Here is a 16483-nt window from a genome sequence, read left to right on the forward strand (position 1 = left end):
TTCAGCCTTTGCTTTCTGCCAGACGTACGCGTGGATCAAGCACTGAATACAACAAGTCGACCACAAGATTGATCAATATGAAAATGGTGACGATCAACAGCAGATAGGCAACAATCACCGGCCGGTCCAGCACACGGATCGAATCGATGATCAACTTGCCCATGCCAGGCCACGCAAATACCGTTTCGGTGACGATCGAGAAAGCGATGATCGAACCGAATTGCAGCGCAATCACAGTGACGATCGGAATCAGAATATTTTTCAGCACGTGGACACCGATAATCCGGCTATTGCGCAGGCCCTTGGCGCGGGCGAATTTGACATAGTCTTGCATCAGCGCCTCTTGTGCGCCGGAACGGGTCAGGCGAATCACCAGGGCGATGTTGAACAAGGCCAGGTTGAATGCCGGCATCAGCAAATGCTTCAAGCCGTCCCAGTTGAGGAAGCTGACCGGTACGCCGAATAGCAATGCGGTCTCGCCGCGGCCGCTGGTCGGCAGCCAGCCGAGTTGCACCGCAAACACCATGATCAGCATCAGTCCAACCCAGAAGGTCGGCAGCGAAAAACCGAGAATCGATACCGCCATGATGCTCTTGCCGATCACGCCGTTGGGCCGCAGGCCGGCGATCAGGCCAAGTGGCAATCCCAGCACGATAGATAGCAGAATCGCCGCCGACGACAATTCCAGTGTGGCCGGCATACGCTCGAGAATCAGCGCCAGCGCTGGTGTCGAATAGGCAAACGAACGCCCCATGTCGCCCGTCACCGCGTTCTTCAGAAAAATGAAATACTGCAGCCACAGCGGCTTGTCGAGACCGAACGCAACGATCACTTTGGCGCGCTCGATCTGGTCCGCATCGGGGCTGATCAGCACGTCGACAGGATTGCCGATCGCATACACCCCAATGAATACCAGCAGCGACATGACAAGCAGCACGGCAACACTTTGCAACAGGCGGCGAATAATAAAAGCCAGCATCGATTAATCCATAAAAAATCCGCTCTCCATGATCGGCGAGCGGATATCCGCGATCTTCTTATTGCGGATAGAAACCGTAAGCGTGGGTACGCTCATCGGTACGCGGGATATATACGATACCTTTTTTTGTAGCCCACGTGGTCACTTGCTGGTGAATCGGAATCACGCCGCCATCATCAATGACGATTGCTGTGGCCTGTTGCAGCAAATTCGAACGCTCCTTGTCGTCGACCGTTGTCAATGCCTTGGCCAGCACCGTATCCATGTTCTGGTTGCAATACTTCAGCCAATTTACCGCGCCCATCCCTTTTGCCGGATTATCGCAAGCCACCATCGCCCGCAATGGCGACGACACTTCACCGGTCTGCGCGCCCCAGCCCAACAGACCAATCGAGTATTCGCCCTTGGCACCGCGTGCCGCATACACCGACATCGGCGCCCCCTCAACCTTGGTGGCGACGCCAATGCGCGACCACATCTGGGCAATCGTCTGCGCAATCTTTTCGTCGTTGATATAGCGATTGTTCGGCGTATGGAGGGTCAAGCCGAAGCCATTCGGATAACCGGCGTCGGCCAACAATTTCTTCGCCGCTTCAGGATCGTACTTGGGCGGCTTGAGACTCGGGTTATGGCCGAACAGCGCCGCCGGCACCAGGTTGACGGTGGGTTCCGACAAGCCTTCCATGACACGGTCGCGGATCGCATCGCGGTTGATGGCGATTGACAGCGCACGACGCACCCGGACATCCATCAGCGGATTCTTATCGAGTGGCTTCCCGTCTTTGTCGGTGACGAATGGCGATTTTTCCCGGCGCGTGTCGGGATACAGGTAGATGACACGGTGCGATACCTTCGAATAAAAACTCAGGTTCTTGTCGGCCCGGACTTTAGCCAGATCCGGCGTTGGCACGTTTTCGATTGCCTGCACATCGCCGGCCAGCAACGCCGCCAGGCGGGTCGCATCGTTGGGGATGAAGCGCAACGTGACTTTGCTCCAGGCCGGCTTCTTGCCCCAGTAGTCATTATTACGCTCCAGCTCGACACGGTCATCGCGCTGGAACTTGACGAATTTGAACGGCCCGGTGCCGAGCATGCCCTTGCCGCTGGCGAAATCGTCGCTGCTGATGCCCTGCGTAGCTTTTTTGGAAACGATATAAATTGATGTCAGATCTGCCAGCAGCAATGGATATGGTTCCTTGGTGGTCAGCTGTATAGTGTAGGGATCGATGATTTTCTTGTTAATGATCGCCTTGGTATAGGTGTCGAATTTGCCAGGACTGCCAACTATCGTCGCAGGCCGGTCCAGCGACCATGCCACGTCTTCCGCCGTCATCTCGCTACCGTCGTGGAACTTGACACCTTTACGCAGCTTGAATTCCCATGTCAGGTTGTTCACCAGTTTCCACGATTCCGCCAGCTTGGGGATGATGTGGCTGTCCGCATCCATCGCGACCATCTGCTCGAAAATATGGTCAGAAACGTTGATATTTGGAAAGAGATTGTAGAAGTGAGGATCCATCGACGTTGGCGGAGAACTCATCGCCAGTTTGAATTCCTGCGCCGTAGCGGGCGTCAGGATTGGCGCAAACAACGCCAGGCAGAAAACCATCTGTAATACACGCAATCCCATAGCTGGCCATGACATCAGACGCATAATGCTTCTCCTGTGAGTGAACACCGACGGACCGTGTAGGCGTAATATACACAAACTGGACGTTACGCCACTAACCATTTTTGTAGGCAAAAGGCGTGCCATCGATATCAGGAAATATCAGGAGCAGAATATGAATTTGATCGATCCCATCATCGGCTTCCAGGCCGAGTTACAAGCCATCCGACGCGATCTGCATGCACATCCCGAACTCAGCTACGAAGAACAGCGGACTTCCGACGTCGTCGCGCGCAAACTCACAGAATGGCAGATCCCTATCCTGCGCGGCCTAGGCGTCACCGGCGTGGTCGGCATTGTGAAAAACGGCAGCAGCGACCGCGCCATTGGCTTGCGCGCCGACATGGATGCATTGCCGATGCAAGAATTGAATACTTTTGCCCACGCCTCCCAACATCAGGGCAAGATGCACGCTTGTGGGCACGACGGCCACACCGCCATGCTGCTTGGTGCGGCGCATCACCTGGCCCAACACCGCAATTTCGACGGTACCGTGTACCTGATTTTCCAGCCGGCGGAAGAAGGCGGCCGCGGCGCCCAGCGCATGATCGACGATGGCCTGTTCGAGAAATGCCCGATGGAAGCGGTGTTCGGCATGCATAACTGGCCTGGTGCGGCCGCCGGTAGTTTCGGCGTGAAGCCGGGTCCGATGATGGCCTCCAGCAACGAGTTCGAAGTGATCGTCAAAGGCAAGGGCTCGCATGCGGCGCAGCCGCACAAGAGTATCGATCCTGTCATGGTTGCGGTGCAGATCGCGCAAAGCTGGCAGACTATCGTGTCGCGCAATATCAATCCGAACGATCCAGCGGTCTTGTCCGTGACACAGATCCACAGCGGCAGCGCCACCAACGTGATCCCGGATGAAGCAACCTTGATCGGCACCGTGCGCACATTCTCGGTCGCGGTCCTCGACACCATCGAAACGCGCATGCGCGACATTGCGCAGAACACCGCCGCCGCTTTCGACGCCGAGGTGGATTTCCGCTTCCATCGCAATTATCCACCGCTGGTCAATCACGCCAAGGAGACGGCATTTGCGGTCGAAGTGCTGCAGGCCATGGTGGGCGCCGACAACGTCAATGCGCAAGTCGAGCCGACCATGGGCGCCGAAGATTTCGCCTTCATGCTGGAAAACAAGCCAGGTTGCTATGTATTTATTGGCAATGGCGACGGCGATCATCGCGCCGGCGGTCACGGCTTGGGACCATGCAACCTGCATAACGGCAGCTATGACTTCAACGACGACTTGCTGCCGATCGGCGCGAGTTATTGGGTTAATCTTGCCGAAGCCTACCTGAAGAACAAATGATTTCTTGCCCGGCGTCGCCGGGCAAGCACAGCAATACTTGTCGGCCACCGCTCCTTATCCAATGGTGGCCGTTGTACGATCCATTACCCTGACTCCCATCCCATGACACCAATTGAAGTCGCATACGATATTCCCATGCAGCTAGGCGAATGCCCTCTCTGGCATCCTGAAGAATCCGCACTGTATTGGGTCGACATCTCAGCCATGCAAGTGCATCGGCTGCGCCCCGCCGACGGTAGTCACAACATGTGGCAACTAGACGCCGAACCAGGATGTATCGGCCGCAGCGCCGACGGCGGCCTGATCGTCGCCATGCGTAGCGGCTTGGCGCACCTGGACACGATAAGCGGCAAACTGACCAGCATCGCCGACGCGCCGTACGACACCACAACCACCCGTTTCAACGACGGCCGCTGCGACGCCGCCGGCCGATTCTGGTCCGGCACCATCTACGAACCGCGCGATCACGCCGGCGCCCAACTGTATGCGGTCGAGCATGGTGTCGTGCGCGCTGCTGGCAATCCCGTCACGGTATCAAACGGCCTTGGCTTCAGCGGCGACAATCGCACGCTCTACCATAGCGACACCACCGCCCATCGCATCAGCAGCTACGATTTTGATTTGGCCAGCGGGAAAATCGGCAATGGCCGCGTACTAAAGCAATTTGCGATGGACAAGAGCGCCGCCGATTACGGCGGGCGACCTGACGGCGCGGCGGTCGACAGCGAAGATGCGTACTGGTGCGCGATGTACGAAGGCGGCCGGTTGCTGCGCCTGTCCCCTAACGGTGAAGTGTTGCAGGAAGTCGCTCTTCCCGTGCGCTGTCCAACCATGATGGCATTTGGCGGTGACGATTTGCGCACCTTGTACATCACCAGCGTGCGTGAAAAAAGAAGCGCCGCCGAGCTTGAGAAATTCCCCTTGTCGGGCTGCGTGCTGTCATTGCGGGTCGACGTTCCCGGCAGAATCGAACCGGCTTACCTGCCGTGAACGGCTGCGCCAAGCGGTTTTTTGCACGCCGGGCAGTTCTCGTTTTACGACACAATTTGCCTGTAGTTCGGCAGTATTCCTGGTTTTCGACTATCCTTTAGGGCTGTAGCCGCGCGCCGCCGGCTTGTCGGTTGGGGGAGCTTTGCACGACCATCGACATCCGTTGCGACAAGTAGCCAAAGGAGTGATGCGACGACCAGTTTGTCATTCGCTTTTTATATTCTTACGCTCGAAAGCCCTCTATGCAAAAAAAACAAACCGGACTCAAAATCCTAGCCGCTACCTGCCTGTTGGCTGGCGTGCACTCAACCAGCTTCGCCGTTGACTCCGCGTCTTTCGAACTCGGTACCGGCAACAAGAGCCAGCTGGCCAGAGTTGCCGCCCAATGGAACTGGAATTCGCCACTGTGGCAAGGTAGCAGCACACAACTCGGCGGCTACTGGGATTTGAGCCTGGCGGAATTCCGTCAAAACCAATATCAGAATATTCCTGGCCAGTCGAAAAACCTGACCGATATCGGCTTCACGCCAGTCTTCCGCTTCCAAAGCAACGATAAAAAGGGCCTGTACGGCGAAGCCGGTATCGGCGTGCATCTGATGTCCAGCCTGTATGACAACAATAGCCGCCGCTTTTCCACCGCTTTTGAGTTTGGCGACCATATCGGTACCGGCTATGTATTCAACAACGGTCTTGATGTCGGCCTCAAGTTGCAACATTTCTCCAACGGAGGCATCAAGAAGCCGAATAGCGGTGCAAACTTCGCCGTGTTGCGGGTAGCTTATCCATTCTAATTTTGGTCGTTAATCAACGATTCAAAAATCAGATAACAAGCAAGAAAGCCAGTCGCGAAAGCTGACTGGCTTTTTTTATTTTTTGAGCATGCTACGAGAAATATGGGAGCAATGTCGCATTTAAGACGCCAATTCCGTATTTTTTGCAGCTTGGATTGCCACCAGATGTACGGGGAGCACGCGCATTGAAGCGATTAAATTGCTCTTGCAGGGTGGGTATGAGGCAGCGAGGGGTGATGAGCGAAGCGGAAGAGAGAGGATGTGCAAAGTGTTAGCGCAAAGCAAAAACCCTCTGCACGCTAAGATGCAGAGGGTTTTTTAATAAAAGCCTGACGATGACCTACTTTCACACTGGTTGCAGCACTATCATCGGCGCAAAGTCGTTTCACGGTCCTGTTCGGGATGGGAAGGGGTGGTACCAACTCGCTATGGTCATCAGGCATAACTTGTAACCGTTAGTTGTTCTCCAGTTGGAGCAACAACTAACGCAATCTAGAAGAAGTAGTTTTTTATACCGGGTTCACGAGGGTAAGTGAACCCGGTTGGGTATGAATGCACATTATCTGGCAAACAATAAAAGCTCATCATATAACCTGCTAAGGTTATAGGGACAAGCCTCACGGGCAATTAGTATCAGTTAGCTTAACGTATTACTACGCTTCCACACCTGACCTATCAACGTCCTGGTCTCGAACGACCCTTTAGGGGAATCTAGTTCCCGGGAAATATCATCTTAAGGCAAGTTTCCCGCTTAGATGCTTTCAGCGGTTATCTCTTCCGAACTTAGCTACCCGGCAATGCCACTGGCGTGACAACCGGTACACCAGAGGTTCGTCCACTCCGGTCCTCTCGTACTAGGAGCAGCCCCCTTCAAATTTCCAACGCCCACGGCAGATAGGGACCAAACTGTCTCACGACGTTTTAAACCCAGCTCACGTACCACTTTAAATGGCGAACAGCCATACCCTTGGGACCGGCTACAGCCCCAGGATGTGATGAGCCGACATCGAGGTGCCAAACTCCCCCGTCGATATGAACTCTTGGGAGGAATCAGCCTGTTATCCCCAGAGTACCTTTTATCCGTTGAGCGATGGCCCTTCCATACAGAACCACCGGATCACTATGTCCTACTTTCGTACCTGCTCGACTTGTCAGTCTCGCAGTTAAGCACGCTTATGCCATTGCACTATTAGCACGATGTCCGACCGTACCTAGCGTACCTTCGAACTCCTCCGTTACACTTTGGGAGGAGACCGCCCCAGTCAAACTGCCTACCATGCACTGTCCCCGATCCGGATAACGGACCAAGGTTAGAACCTCAAACAAACCAGGGTGGTATTTCAAGGTTGGCTCCACGAGAACTAGCGTCCCCGCTTCAAAGCCTCCCACCTATCCTACACAGATTGGTTCAAAGTCCAATGCAAAGCTACAGTAAAGGTTCATGGGGTCTTTCCGTCTAGCCGCGGGTAGATTGCATCATCACAAACATTTCAACTTCGCTGAGTCTCGGGAGGAGACAGTGTGGCCATCGTTACGCCATTCGTGCAGGTCGGAACTTACCCGACAAGGAATTTCGCTACCTTAGGACCGTTATAGTTACGGCCGCCGTTTACTGGGACTTCAATCAAGAGCTTGCACCCCATCATTTAATCTTCCAGCACCGGGCAGGCGTCACACCCTATACGTCCACTTTCGTGTTTGCAGAGTGCTGTGTTTTTATTAAACAGTCGCAGCCACCTTTTTATTGCAGCCCTTTCGTCCTTCTGGCGCAGGCCAGTCAAACTACCGGGGCGTACCTTATCCCGAAGTTACGGTACAAATTTGCCGAGTTCCTTCTCCCGAGTTCTCTCAAGCGCCTTAGAATACTCATCTCGCCCACCTGTGTCGGTTTGCGGTACGGTCTCGTTAGACTGAAGCTTAGAGGCTTTTCTTGGAACCACTTCCGATTGCTTCGCAAACAAGTTTGCTCGTCCCATACCCTTGAATTACGCTGCCGGATTTGCCTAACAGCCTTCTCTGATATAGGAACCGGGACTTCCAACACCCGGACAACCTTCCGCGATCCGTCCCCCCATCGCATCTAACGACGGTGCAGGAATATTAACCTGCTTCCCATCAGCTACGCATCTCTGCCTCGCCTTAGGGGCCGACTCACCCTGCTCCGATGAACGTTGAACAGGAAACCTTGGGCTTACGGCGTGGGGGCTTTTCACCCCCATTATCGCTACTCATGTCAGCATTCGCACTTCTGATACCTCCAGCATCCTTTACAAGACACCTTCGCAGGCTTACAGAACGCTCTCCTACCATATCCTTACGGATATCCGCAGCTTCGGTGACTGGCTTAGCCCCGTTACATCTTCCGCGCAGGACGACTCGATCAGTGAGCTATTACGCTTTCTTTAAAGGATGGCTGCTTCTAAGCCAACCTCCTGACTGTTTTAGCCTTCCCACTTCGTTTGCCACTTAGCCAATCTTTGGGACCTTAGCTGGCGGTCTGGGTTGTTTCCCTCTTGACGTCGGACGTTAGCACCCGGCGTCTGTCTCCCAAGCTCGCACTCATCGGTATTCGGAGTTTGCAATGGTTTGGTAAGTCGCGATGACCCCTAGCCATAACAGTGCTCTACCCCCGATGGTGATACTTGAGGCACTACCTAAATAGTTTTCGGAGAGAACCAGCTATTTCCAAGTTTGTTTAGCCTTTCACCCCTACCCACAGCTCATCCCCTAATTTTTCAACATTAGTGGGTTCGGACCTCCAGTGCGTGTTACCGCACCTTCATCCTGGCCATGAGTAGATCACTTGGTTTCGGGTCTACACCCAGCGACTGAACGCCCTATTCGGACTCGATTTCTCTACGCCTTCCCTATACGGTTAAGCTTGCCACTGAATGTAAGTCGCTGACCCATTATACAAAAGGTACGCAGTCACGGAACAAGTCCGCTCCTACTGTTTGTATGCATACGGTTTCAGGATCTATTTCACTCCCCTTCCGGGGTTCTTTTCGCCTTTCCCTCACGGTACTGGTTCACTATCGGTCGATATCGAGTATTTAGCCTTGGAGGATGGTCCCCCCATGTTCAGACAGGATTACACGTGTCCCGCCCTACTTGTTGCAAGCTTAGTTCCACAATGATCATTTCGTATAAGGGGCTATCACCCTCTATGGCCGACGTTTCCAAGTCGTTCTACTATGTCCACTGCTAAAACTTGCGGCTGTTCCCATTTCGCTCGCCACTACTTTGGGAATCTCGGTTGATTTCTTTTCCTGCAGCTACTTAGATGTTTCAGTTCGCCACGTTCGCTTTGCACACCTATGTATTCAGTGTGCAATGACCTTACGGCCGGGTTTCCCCATTCGGAAATCTGCGGATCAAAGCTTGTTTGCTAGCTCCCCGCAGCTTATCGCAAGCTACTACGTCCTTCATCGCCTGATATCGCCAAGGCATCCACCATATGCACTTATTCACTTGTCCCTATAACTTTAGCCTCTGCCTGCGTTCACAGACAAAGAGCGGTTATAGAGGTATTTCTATGAGTTTAGCGTTTGCCGTATCCAAAGTGTTATCGCATTCTCTATGCAGCTTGCGCCCATAGAGTCTTTTGAGAACTCTTTACATACTTTTTGATTTGATACAATCATACCCATCAATCACCATGTCCACGCTTTCGCATCTTCACGACAATTGACGAATCTTTACTTCTTCTAGATTGTTAAAGAACAGTTATTGCTTTTGATCTTAAAAAGACCAAACCTAAATCTCAGTGCCGACTTCCCGCACCGACTTAGGTTTGACATTTCAGTACCACCAGTAACTGGTGGAGGTTGACGGGATCGAACCGACGACCCCCTGCTTGCAAAGCAGGTGCTCTCCCAGCTGAGCTAAACCCCCGAAATTCTTTGGTGGGTCTGGTTGGGCTCGAACCAACGACCCCCGCGTTATCAACACGGTGCTCTAACCAACTGAGCTACAGACCCGCTTGGATCAGTACGAGCCTACCATCAACTTCAGCACTCTCATGCCGCAGCCTTTGACCGATACCTGTTCTTCTTGATTAACAGACGATAAGTGTGGACGCTTAACTTTCATGCAAACTCTAGAAAGGAGGTGATCCAGCCGCACCTTCCGATACGGCTACCTTGTTACGACTTCACCCCAGTCACGAATCCTACCGTGGTAAGCGCCCCCCTTGCGGTTAGGCTACCTACTTCTGGTAAAACCCGCTCCCATGGTGTGACGGGCGGTGTGTACAAGACCCGGGAACGTATTCACCGCGACATGCTGATCCGCGATTACTAGCGATTCCAACTTCATGTAGTCGAGTTGCAGACTACAATCCGGACTACGATACACTTTCTGGGATTAGCTCCCCCTCGCGGGTTGGCGGCCCTCTGTATGTACCATTGTATGACGTGTGAAGCCCTACCCATAAGGGCCATGAGGACTTGACGTCATCCCCACCTTCCTCCGGTTTGTCACCGGCAGTCTCATTAGAGTGCCCTTTCGTAGCAACTAATGACAAGGGTTGCGCTCGTTGCGGGACTTAACCCAACATCTCACGACACGAGCTGACGACAGCCATGCAGCACCTGTGTTACAGTTTTCTTTCGAACACTCCCAAATCTCTTCGGGATTCTGTACATGTCAAGGGTAGGTAAGGTTTTTCGCGTTGCATCGAATTAATCCACATCATCCACCGCTTGTGCGGGTCCCCGTCAATTCCTTTGAGTTTTAATCTTGCGACCGTACTCCCCAGGCGGTCTACTTCACGCGTTAGCTGCGTTACCAAGTCAATTAAGACCCGACAACTAGTAGACATCGTTTAGGGCGTGGACTACCAGGGTATCTAATCCTGTTTGCTCCCCACGCTTTCGTGCATGAGCGTCAGTGTTATCCCAGGGGGCTGCCTTCGCCATCGGTATTCCTCCACATCTCTACGCATTTCACTGCTACACGTGGAATTCTACCCCCCTCTGACACACTCTAGCTATGCAGTCACAAATGCCATTCCCAGGTTAAGCCCGGGGATTTCACACCTGTCTTACATAACCGCCTGCGCACGCTTTACGCCCAGTAATTCCGATTAACGCTTGCACCCTACGTATTACCGCGGCTGCTGGCACGTAGTTAGCCGGTGCTTATTCTTCAGGTACCGTCATTAGCAAGAGATATTAGCTCTCACCGTTTCTTCCCTGACAAAAGAGCTTTACAACCCGAAGGCCTTCTTCACTCACGCGGCATTGCTGGATCAGGGTTGCCCCCATTGTCCAAAATTCCCCACTGCTGCCTCCCGTAGGAGTCTGGGCCGTGTCTCAGTCCCAGTGTGGCTGGTCGTCCTCTCAGACCAGCTACTGATCGATGCCTTGGTGAGCCTTTACCTCACCAACTAGCTAATCAGATATCGGCCGCTCTATGAGCATGAGGTCTTGCGAGCCCCCACTTTCATCCGTAGATCGTATGCGGTATTAGCTAATCTTTCGACTAGTTATCCCCCACTCAAAGGTACGTTCCGATATATTACTCACCCGTTCGCCACTCGTCAGCGGAGCAAGCTCCCTGTTACCGTTCGACTTGCATGTGTAAGGCATGCCGCCAGCGTTCAATCTGAGCCAGGATCAAACTCTTCAGTTCAATCTCTGTTTTGTGGCATTGCTGCCTAGCATCTCTGCTATCGCTCACTCAAAATACTGACAGGCCGTTTAAATAAATTTAAACGCCTATTTTCTTCTTTTGTGAACATTTAATGTTTTAAGTTATACGCCACCGATTTACATCAGCAACGCTGCACTTCCATCAAACGCCCACACTTATCGACTGTTAATTGTTAAAGAACCTTCTACTGCGCGTCACCCAACTACCCGGTTCGCGTTACCAACAAATCGTTTTGTTTGTCAGCAGCAGAGAGATGAGATTATGTAGCGTTTCCAGTTTTTCGTCAACTACTTTTTTACTAACCACCGAAAAACTTTTTACTAACCACACCAACTTCCTGCCCATCTTCCCGTTCCCACTTCGCACTCAAATCAGCACCAATTACTCGCTGCTCATTCGTTTTATTTCGCGTCGTTCTCAACGGGAGGCGAACTATAGCAATCCCCCACAAACCCCGCAAGTACTTTTAACCAAATTCTTTAAAATATTTCGATTTACCTGTTTTTACCTAAATCCCAACGCACGATCGACTCGCCACTAGCGGTTGTCTTGGGTACCGGGCGGAACGCATGTCCATAGACAATTTCAAAGGTGAGCGGCAGTTTGCCGTCCGCACGACGAGTCGCCTCCAGCGCCGCCCGCAAGCGGGCGGCCGCGGTGCGCCCCAACAGGCCTCGGCCGCGGGTCGCCAGCGGATTGCCGCCCCAGGCGCGGACATCAGCCAGCAACTTCTCGACCGTATCGTAAGTGACGGTAATGGTTTCCATATCCATAACCGGGGTAGAGAAGCCGGCATTGACCAGCATGTCGCCGAAATCGTGCATATCGACGAACGGTAATATATGAGCGCCGTCGTCGATACTAGCAAACGCATTGCGTAATTCCTTGAAGGTGTCAGGACCGAAACAGGAGAACATCAGCAAACCATCTACCCGCAACACGCGGCGCCATTCAGCAAACACGCGATCTGGCTGCGGATGCCAATGCAACGCCAGATTGGACCAGACCAGGTCAACTGTATTCTGGCCCAGCGGTAACTGTGCGAAATCGCCACAAATTAAACCAGATGCCTGACCGCCGCCGCTACCTGTAAATGGAAGCCACTTCTTTAAGAGGCGATTGACCGACATTTGCGCACTTTGCCGTTGCTCTTTTGCCATCGACAACATGGCTGGAGAGGCATCCAGGCCAAAAACCGCGGCTTCGGTGAAACGCTGCTGCAATGTATATATATCAGGACCGGTGCCGCAACCGGCATCCAGCACATGCTGCGGCACCAGTTTCACCAAGGCAAGACGCTCGTGCATGCGAGTGGAAATTTCGCGGCGCATGAACTCAGACTCACGCACCAACGCTGGCTGCGAAAATAATTGACGCACCCTGCGCAAGTCGATCGGCGCGCTTTGACTGGTTTCAGAAGGGGAAGAAGAAGTAGACATCAGAATCCGGCTGGTAAAGTGAAATGCGATAATCGCCAGTAGTTTACACGCTTGATTGCCTGTAGGCTGTTTGTGCACCCTTTCGCAGGAACAAGAGCTATCCTTTGCTATTTTCACAATTACACCGGTGGTCGCAACAGCAACTTGCACGCATGCTTGCGGGGATGCCGTCATGCTGCGCGCTATGCGGAAATACCGGCAGACAAACTATTTGCGATGATTGCCGTCAGGATTACTTCGCGACAGATCTGTCACGCTGTCGGCAATGCGCCAATAAAATACGGCTGCCTTCCATATTGTGCGGCAGCTGCCTCAAGCATCCGCGGGCATTCGACGCCACTTTCGCCGTCATCGATTATGCTGCACCGGTCGACCAGCTGGTTCTGGCGCTAAAATTCGGCGGGCGACTGGCGCTGGCGCCGATGTTTGCAGAAATGCTGGGCAATACGATACAGCAACATCTGATGATCGCAGCCAATGATTCGACACTACCCGACGTATTGACCGCAGTACCGCTGAGCGCCACACGCCTGCGGCAGCGTGGCTTCAATCAGGCCCTGGAAATCGCCAAGCCTTTGGCGCACCGGCTGTCGCTGCCGCTGCGACACGATCTCGTGCGACGGCAACGTGACACCTTGCCGCAATCACTGGTACGTGACCTGGAGCATCGGCGCAGCAATTTGCGCCAAGCGTTTACCATACCGTCCGAGGCTATTGAACAAATACGCGGCCGTCATATCGGGGTAGTCGACGATGTCATGACTACCGGCGAGACACTGCATGAATTTGCAAGGACGCTGCGGCGAGCGGGAGCACGACGCGTCACCAACCTGGTCTTTGCCAGGACCCCATAGCCATCGTGTGCGCATCACTTATATCTATTCAAGGAGAATCACGTTGTTCCATGTCGTACTGGTTGAGCCGGAAATCCCACCGAATACCGGCAACATCATCCGCTTGTGCGCCAATACCGGCGCGCAGCTGCATTTGATCGAGCCGCTCGGCTTTCCGCTTGACGACACGAAAATGCGTCGGGCGGGCCTGGATTACCATGACTATGCCACCATGAAGGTGCACGCCAATTGGGATGCCTTCGTCGCCAGCATGCGCAGCACCGGCAGTTACGATGCCAGCCGGATGTTTGCGATGACGACCCACGGCTCGACGCCGTTCGCCAGCCTTCAGTTCCGGCCCGGCGACATCTTCGTATTCGGCTCCGAGACGCGCGGCCTTGATCCGGCACTGCGTGAATCCTTTGCGCCGTCGCAGCGCATCCGCTTGCCGATGCGCCCGGACAATCGCAGCCTGAACCTGTCCAACACGGTGGCGGTAGTGGTGTATGAGGCTTGGCGCCAAAATGGCTTTAGCGGCGGGGCCTGACAAAACTCGGATTCCCGCGAAACAATGTGCGGTGGCGATTGCTATAATCGGCCAGCGCACAACTGAAACACAGCAGCCGAAACAAAACCAAGTCCATAAATATTCGCTGTTCGTCGCTATTCAACCCTACTAAAGGAGCATCATGTCTTTGCGTTCCGCCTCGCTGTTTGTCTGCGCCCTGGCGCTCAGTATCTCCGCCCAGGCGCACGAATACCAGCTCGGCAAGCTGCATATCGGCCATCCCTACGCGCGCGCTACCGTGCCGGGGCAGCCGAGCGGCGGCGCCTTCCTGAGCATCGAGAATACCGGCCAGGAAACCGACAAGCTGATCGACGTCAGTTCGCCGGCGGCCAAAAGCACGGAGATCCACACCATGTCGATGGATGACAACATCATGAAAATGCGCCAGGTCAATGACATTGAACTGAAACCGGCAAGCAAGCTCGATATGACCCCAGGCAACGGCTACCACATCATGCTGATCGGCCTGACTCAGCCCTTGAAGGCAGGCGACAAATTTCCATTGACGCTGACCTTTCAAAAGGCCGGCAAGATTGAAGTCTCCGTACATGTCACCGACATGAGCGGCAAGCAAGGTGAAGCGACGCACCAGCACTGATTGCAAATCGCCATCACATAAAAAAAGCGCGAAATTCGCGCTTTTTTTATTCCACTACCAGAGCAGTTGCCCGGCCATTAGAAATTCTGCCGCACCTTGTTCAGCAACTTGCTGGTCGAACGGTCATGCTCAAAAGGGATTGCTACCACTTGGCCGCCGTAGGCGAGCACTGCCCGCCCTTCTGGAATGGCATCCATCTGGTAGTCCCCGCCTTTGACGTACACGCCGGGCTGGGCTTCCTGCACGACTTCCAGCGCGGTATCTTCGTCAAACTCAACCACCAGGCTGACCGCTTCCAATGCCGCCAGTACGGCCATGCGATCGGCGCAAGTGTTGATCGGACGGTCGTCGCCCTTGCCCAGGCGCTTTACCGATGCGTCGGTATTCACGGCCACGACCAGCGATGCGCCCTGCTCACGCGCCTGCGCCAGATAGGTGACGTGGCCGCGATGCAGGATATCGAACACACCGTTGGTCAGCACTACCGGCTGCGGCAACGCAGCAACGCGCGCCTTCAGTTCGGCGCGGGTGGAAAGCTTGGTTTCGAATTTAGGCATGGCTATAAAGAGAAAAGCCGCAACAATTTTGCGGCTTAGATTAAATCGATTGATCTATCGTCGGTAGGCCCAACCGGAGCTGGCGCCTGAACCATCAAACTGCTTCGGCTGGCTTCACTGCCAAGCGGGCGACGACTTCCTTGCGATAGCGGTTCAGTTCCTGCACCGTATCGAAGGTACGTTCGAACAATAAAGACATGTTGTGCAAGATGCGATCGACGACCTTCTTTTCCCATACGCCATCGAATTTGATCTGATCATCGAGCCAGCGTTCCAGCCATTCCGGGTCCGGCAGACGGCTCTGTACCGTATCGTTCGGGAACAGCGACTGGTTGACGTGCAGATTGGTCGGATGCAGCGGCTTTTCGGTGCGCCGCGCCGATGCCATCAGCACGCCGATCTTGGCGAATGCCGCGGAAGCGCTATCGCCCACCTCAGACAAGGCTTTCTTCATATAGCGCAGATAGGCGCCGCCGTGACGGGCTTCGTCCTGGCTGATGATCTTGTAGATTTGCTTGATCACCGGCTCGGTGTGCCAATCGGAGGCGCAACGGTACCAGTGGTTGAGACGGATTTCACCACAGAAATGCATCATCAGGGTTTCCAGCGGCGGCGCCGGGTCGAATTCGAAACGTACCTTGTCCAGCTCGGCTTCGGTAGGCACCAGTTCCGGTCGGAAGCGGCGCAGGTATTCCATCAGGACCAGCGAATGCTTCTGCTCTTCAAAAAACCAGACCGACATGAAGGCGCAAAAATCGCTATCGCCATGGTTATCACGCAAAAACATCTCAGTTGCAGGCAGCGCCGACCATTCCGTAATCGCATTCATGCGAATAGTTTGAGCTTGTTCGTCGGACAACTTAGCGGCGTCAAACTTGTCCCATGGAATATCGGTCTCCATGTTCCAGCGGACTTGTTCAAGCGATTTAAACAGTTCTGGATACAGCATACATACCTTAGCAAGTGAGTTAACTATTCGATTTTACCAAGAAATTGTTACAAACCCGTTTTTAAACCTGCCGGTGATCCATTTTTGCCAAAAAAACGAACCAAACCGCAACAAAGTCAAGCCTTCGCTTAGAACTCTCAATCGGA

General features: G+C 53.8%; 11 protein-coding genes, 2 tRNA genes and 3 rRNA genes. 6 read left to right on the plus strand and 10 right to left on the minus strand.

The window, feature by feature from the left end; all coding sequences use genetic code 11:
- Window position 1: 1 nt before the first annotated feature.
- Together CAter10_RS19110 and CAter10_RS19115 are read right to left on the minus strand one after the other, a co-directional pair.
- Window positions 2-979, minus strand: a complete 978-nt coding sequence (locus CAter10_RS19110; protein WP_061534670.1) for an ABC transporter permease — start codon at window positions 977-979, stop codon at window positions 2-4.
- 58 nt (window positions 980-1037) lie between these two features.
- Window positions 1038-2609, minus strand: coding sequence for an ABC transporter substrate-binding protein (locus CAter10_RS19115; protein ID WP_061534671.1), 1572 nt, complete (start codon window positions 2607-2609; stop codon window positions 1038-1040).
- A 154-nt stretch (window positions 2610-2763) separates the two neighbouring features.
- Here CAter10_RS19115 and CAter10_RS19120 point away from each other — a divergent pair, with 154 nt between their 5' ends.
- From CAter10_RS19120 to CAter10_RS19130, 3 genes are all read left to right on the plus strand, one after another.
- The gene (locus CAter10_RS19120) at window positions 2764-3957 is read left to right on the plus strand and encodes a M20 aminoacylase family protein (RefSeq protein ID WP_061534672.1); all 1194 of its coding nucleotides are present in this window, start codon (window positions 2764-2766) and stop codon (window positions 3955-3957) included.
- A 102-nt stretch (window positions 3958-4059) separates the two neighbouring features.
- Window positions 4060-4947, plus strand: a complete 888-nt coding sequence (locus tag CAter10_RS19125) for an SMP-30/gluconolactonase/LRE family protein (protein WP_061534673.1) — start codon at window positions 4060-4062, stop codon at window positions 4945-4947.
- 242 nt (window positions 4948-5189) lie between these two features.
- Window positions 5190-5738 (plus strand): acyloxyacyl hydrolase, encoded by a 549-nt coding sequence (locus tag CAter10_RS19130; RefSeq protein WP_061534674.1) that lies wholly within the window; start codon window positions 5190-5192, stop codon window positions 5736-5738.
- 327 nt (window positions 5739-6065) lie between these two features.
- On the opposite strand, the gene rrf is transcribed toward CAter10_RS19130, so the two are convergent.
- From rrf to CAter10_RS19160, 6 genes are all read right to left on the minus strand, one after another.
- A 5S ribosomal RNA gene (gene rrf / locus CAter10_RS19135) occupies window positions 6066-6178 on the minus strand.
- 166 nt (window positions 6179-6344) lie between these two features.
- Window positions 6345-9215: ribosomal RNA gene (locus CAter10_RS19140) — 23S ribosomal RNA — on the minus strand.
- A gap of 341 nt (window positions 9216-9556) precedes the next feature.
- A tRNA-Ala gene (locus CAter10_RS19145) sits at window positions 9557-9632 on the minus strand.
- A gap of 9 nt (window positions 9633-9641) precedes the next feature.
- Window positions 9642-9718 (minus strand) — tRNA-Ile (locus CAter10_RS19150).
- Window positions 9719-9841: 123 nt separating this feature from the next.
- Window positions 9842-11372 (minus strand): 16S ribosomal RNA (locus tag CAter10_RS19155).
- The 16S, 23S and 5S rRNA genes sit together here with 2 tRNA genes alongside, the layout of an rRNA operon.
- Window positions 11373-11887: 515 nt before the next feature.
- Window positions 11888-12832, minus strand: coding sequence for a methyltransferase domain-containing protein (locus CAter10_RS19160; protein WP_061534675.1), 945 nt, complete (start codon window positions 12830-12832; stop codon window positions 11888-11890).
- A 296-nt stretch (window positions 12833-13128) separates the two neighbouring features.
- Here CAter10_RS19160 and CAter10_RS19165 point away from each other — a divergent pair, with 296 nt between their 5' ends.
- The 3 genes from CAter10_RS19165 (at window position 13129) to CAter10_RS19175 (ending at window position 14831) form a co-directional block, all read left to right on the plus strand.
- Entirely contained in the window at window positions 13129-13686 is a 558-nt protein-coding gene (locus tag CAter10_RS19165; protein ID WP_231879056.1) for a ComF family protein, read from the plus strand.
- A 43-nt stretch (window positions 13687-13729) separates the two neighbouring features.
- The gene (gene trmL / locus CAter10_RS19170) at window positions 13730-14212 is read left to right on the plus strand and encodes a tRNA (uridine(34)/cytosine(34)/5-carboxymethylaminomethyluridine(34)-2'-O)-methyltransferase TrmL (protein WP_061534677.1); all 483 of its coding nucleotides are present in this window, start codon (window positions 13730-13732) and stop codon (window positions 14210-14212) included.
- A 142-nt stretch (window positions 14213-14354) separates the two neighbouring features.
- Window positions 14355-14831, plus strand: a complete 477-nt coding sequence (locus CAter10_RS19175) for a copper chaperone PCu(A)C (RefSeq protein ID WP_061534678.1) — start codon at window positions 14355-14357, stop codon at window positions 14829-14831.
- 77 nt (window positions 14832-14908) lie between these two features.
- Here CAter10_RS19175 and rfaE2 read toward each other — a convergent pair whose 3' ends face one another.
- Both rfaE2 and CAter10_RS19185 read right to left on the minus strand, forming a co-directional pair.
- Entirely contained in the window at window positions 14909-15388 is a 480-nt protein-coding gene (rfaE2, locus tag CAter10_RS19180; protein WP_061534679.1) for a D-glycero-beta-D-manno-heptose 1-phosphate adenylyltransferase, read from the minus strand.
- A gap of 94 nt (window positions 15389-15482) precedes the next feature.
- Window positions 15483-16337 carry a ferritin family protein gene (locus CAter10_RS19185; RefSeq protein WP_061534680.1) on the minus strand — a complete coding sequence of 285 codons (855 nt, stop codon included), beginning with the start codon at window positions 16335-16337 and terminating at the stop codon, window positions 15483-15485.
- Window positions 16338-16483: the final 146 nt, after the last annotated feature.

Source organism: Collimonas arenae, from assembly GCF_001584165.1.
In the GTDB taxonomy this organism is placed as follows: Bacteria; Pseudomonadota; Gammaproteobacteria; order Burkholderiales; family Burkholderiaceae_D; genus Collimonas; species Collimonas arenae.

Coding starts and splice junctions, on each gene's coding strand:
- CAter10_RS19110 (WP_061534670.1), bottom strand. CDS start 979: ATGCTGGCTTTTATTATTCGCCGCCTGTTGCAAAGTGTTGCCGTGCTG.
- CAter10_RS19115 (WP_061534671.1), bottom strand. CDS start 2,609: ATGGGATTGCGTGTATTACAGATGGTTTTCTGCCTGGCGTTGTTTGCG.
- CAter10_RS19120 (WP_061534672.1), top strand. CDS start 2,764: ATGAATTTGATCGATCCCATCATCGGCTTCCAGGCCGAGTTACAAGCC.
- CAter10_RS19125 (WP_061534673.1), top strand. CDS start 4,060: ATGACACCAATTGAAGTCGCATACGATATTCCCATGCAGCTAGGCGAA.
- CAter10_RS19130 (WP_061534674.1), top strand. CDS start 5,190: ATGCAAAAAAAACAAACCGGACTCAAAATCCTAGCCGCTACCTGCCTG.
- CAter10_RS19160 (WP_061534675.1), bottom strand. CDS start 12,832: ATGTCTACTTCTTCTTCCCCTTCTGAAACCAGTCAAAGCGCGCCGATC.
- CAter10_RS19175 (WP_061534678.1), top strand. CDS start 14,355: ATGTCTTTGCGTTCCGCCTCGCTGTTTGTCTGCGCCCTGGCGCTCAGT.
- rfaE2 (WP_061534679.1), bottom strand. CDS start 15,388: ATGCCTAAATTCGAAACCAAGCTTTCCACCCGCGCCGAACTGAAGGCG.
- CAter10_RS19185 (WP_061534680.1), bottom strand. CDS start 16,337: ATGCTGTATCCAGAACTGTTTAAATCGCTTGAACAAGTCCGCTGGAAC.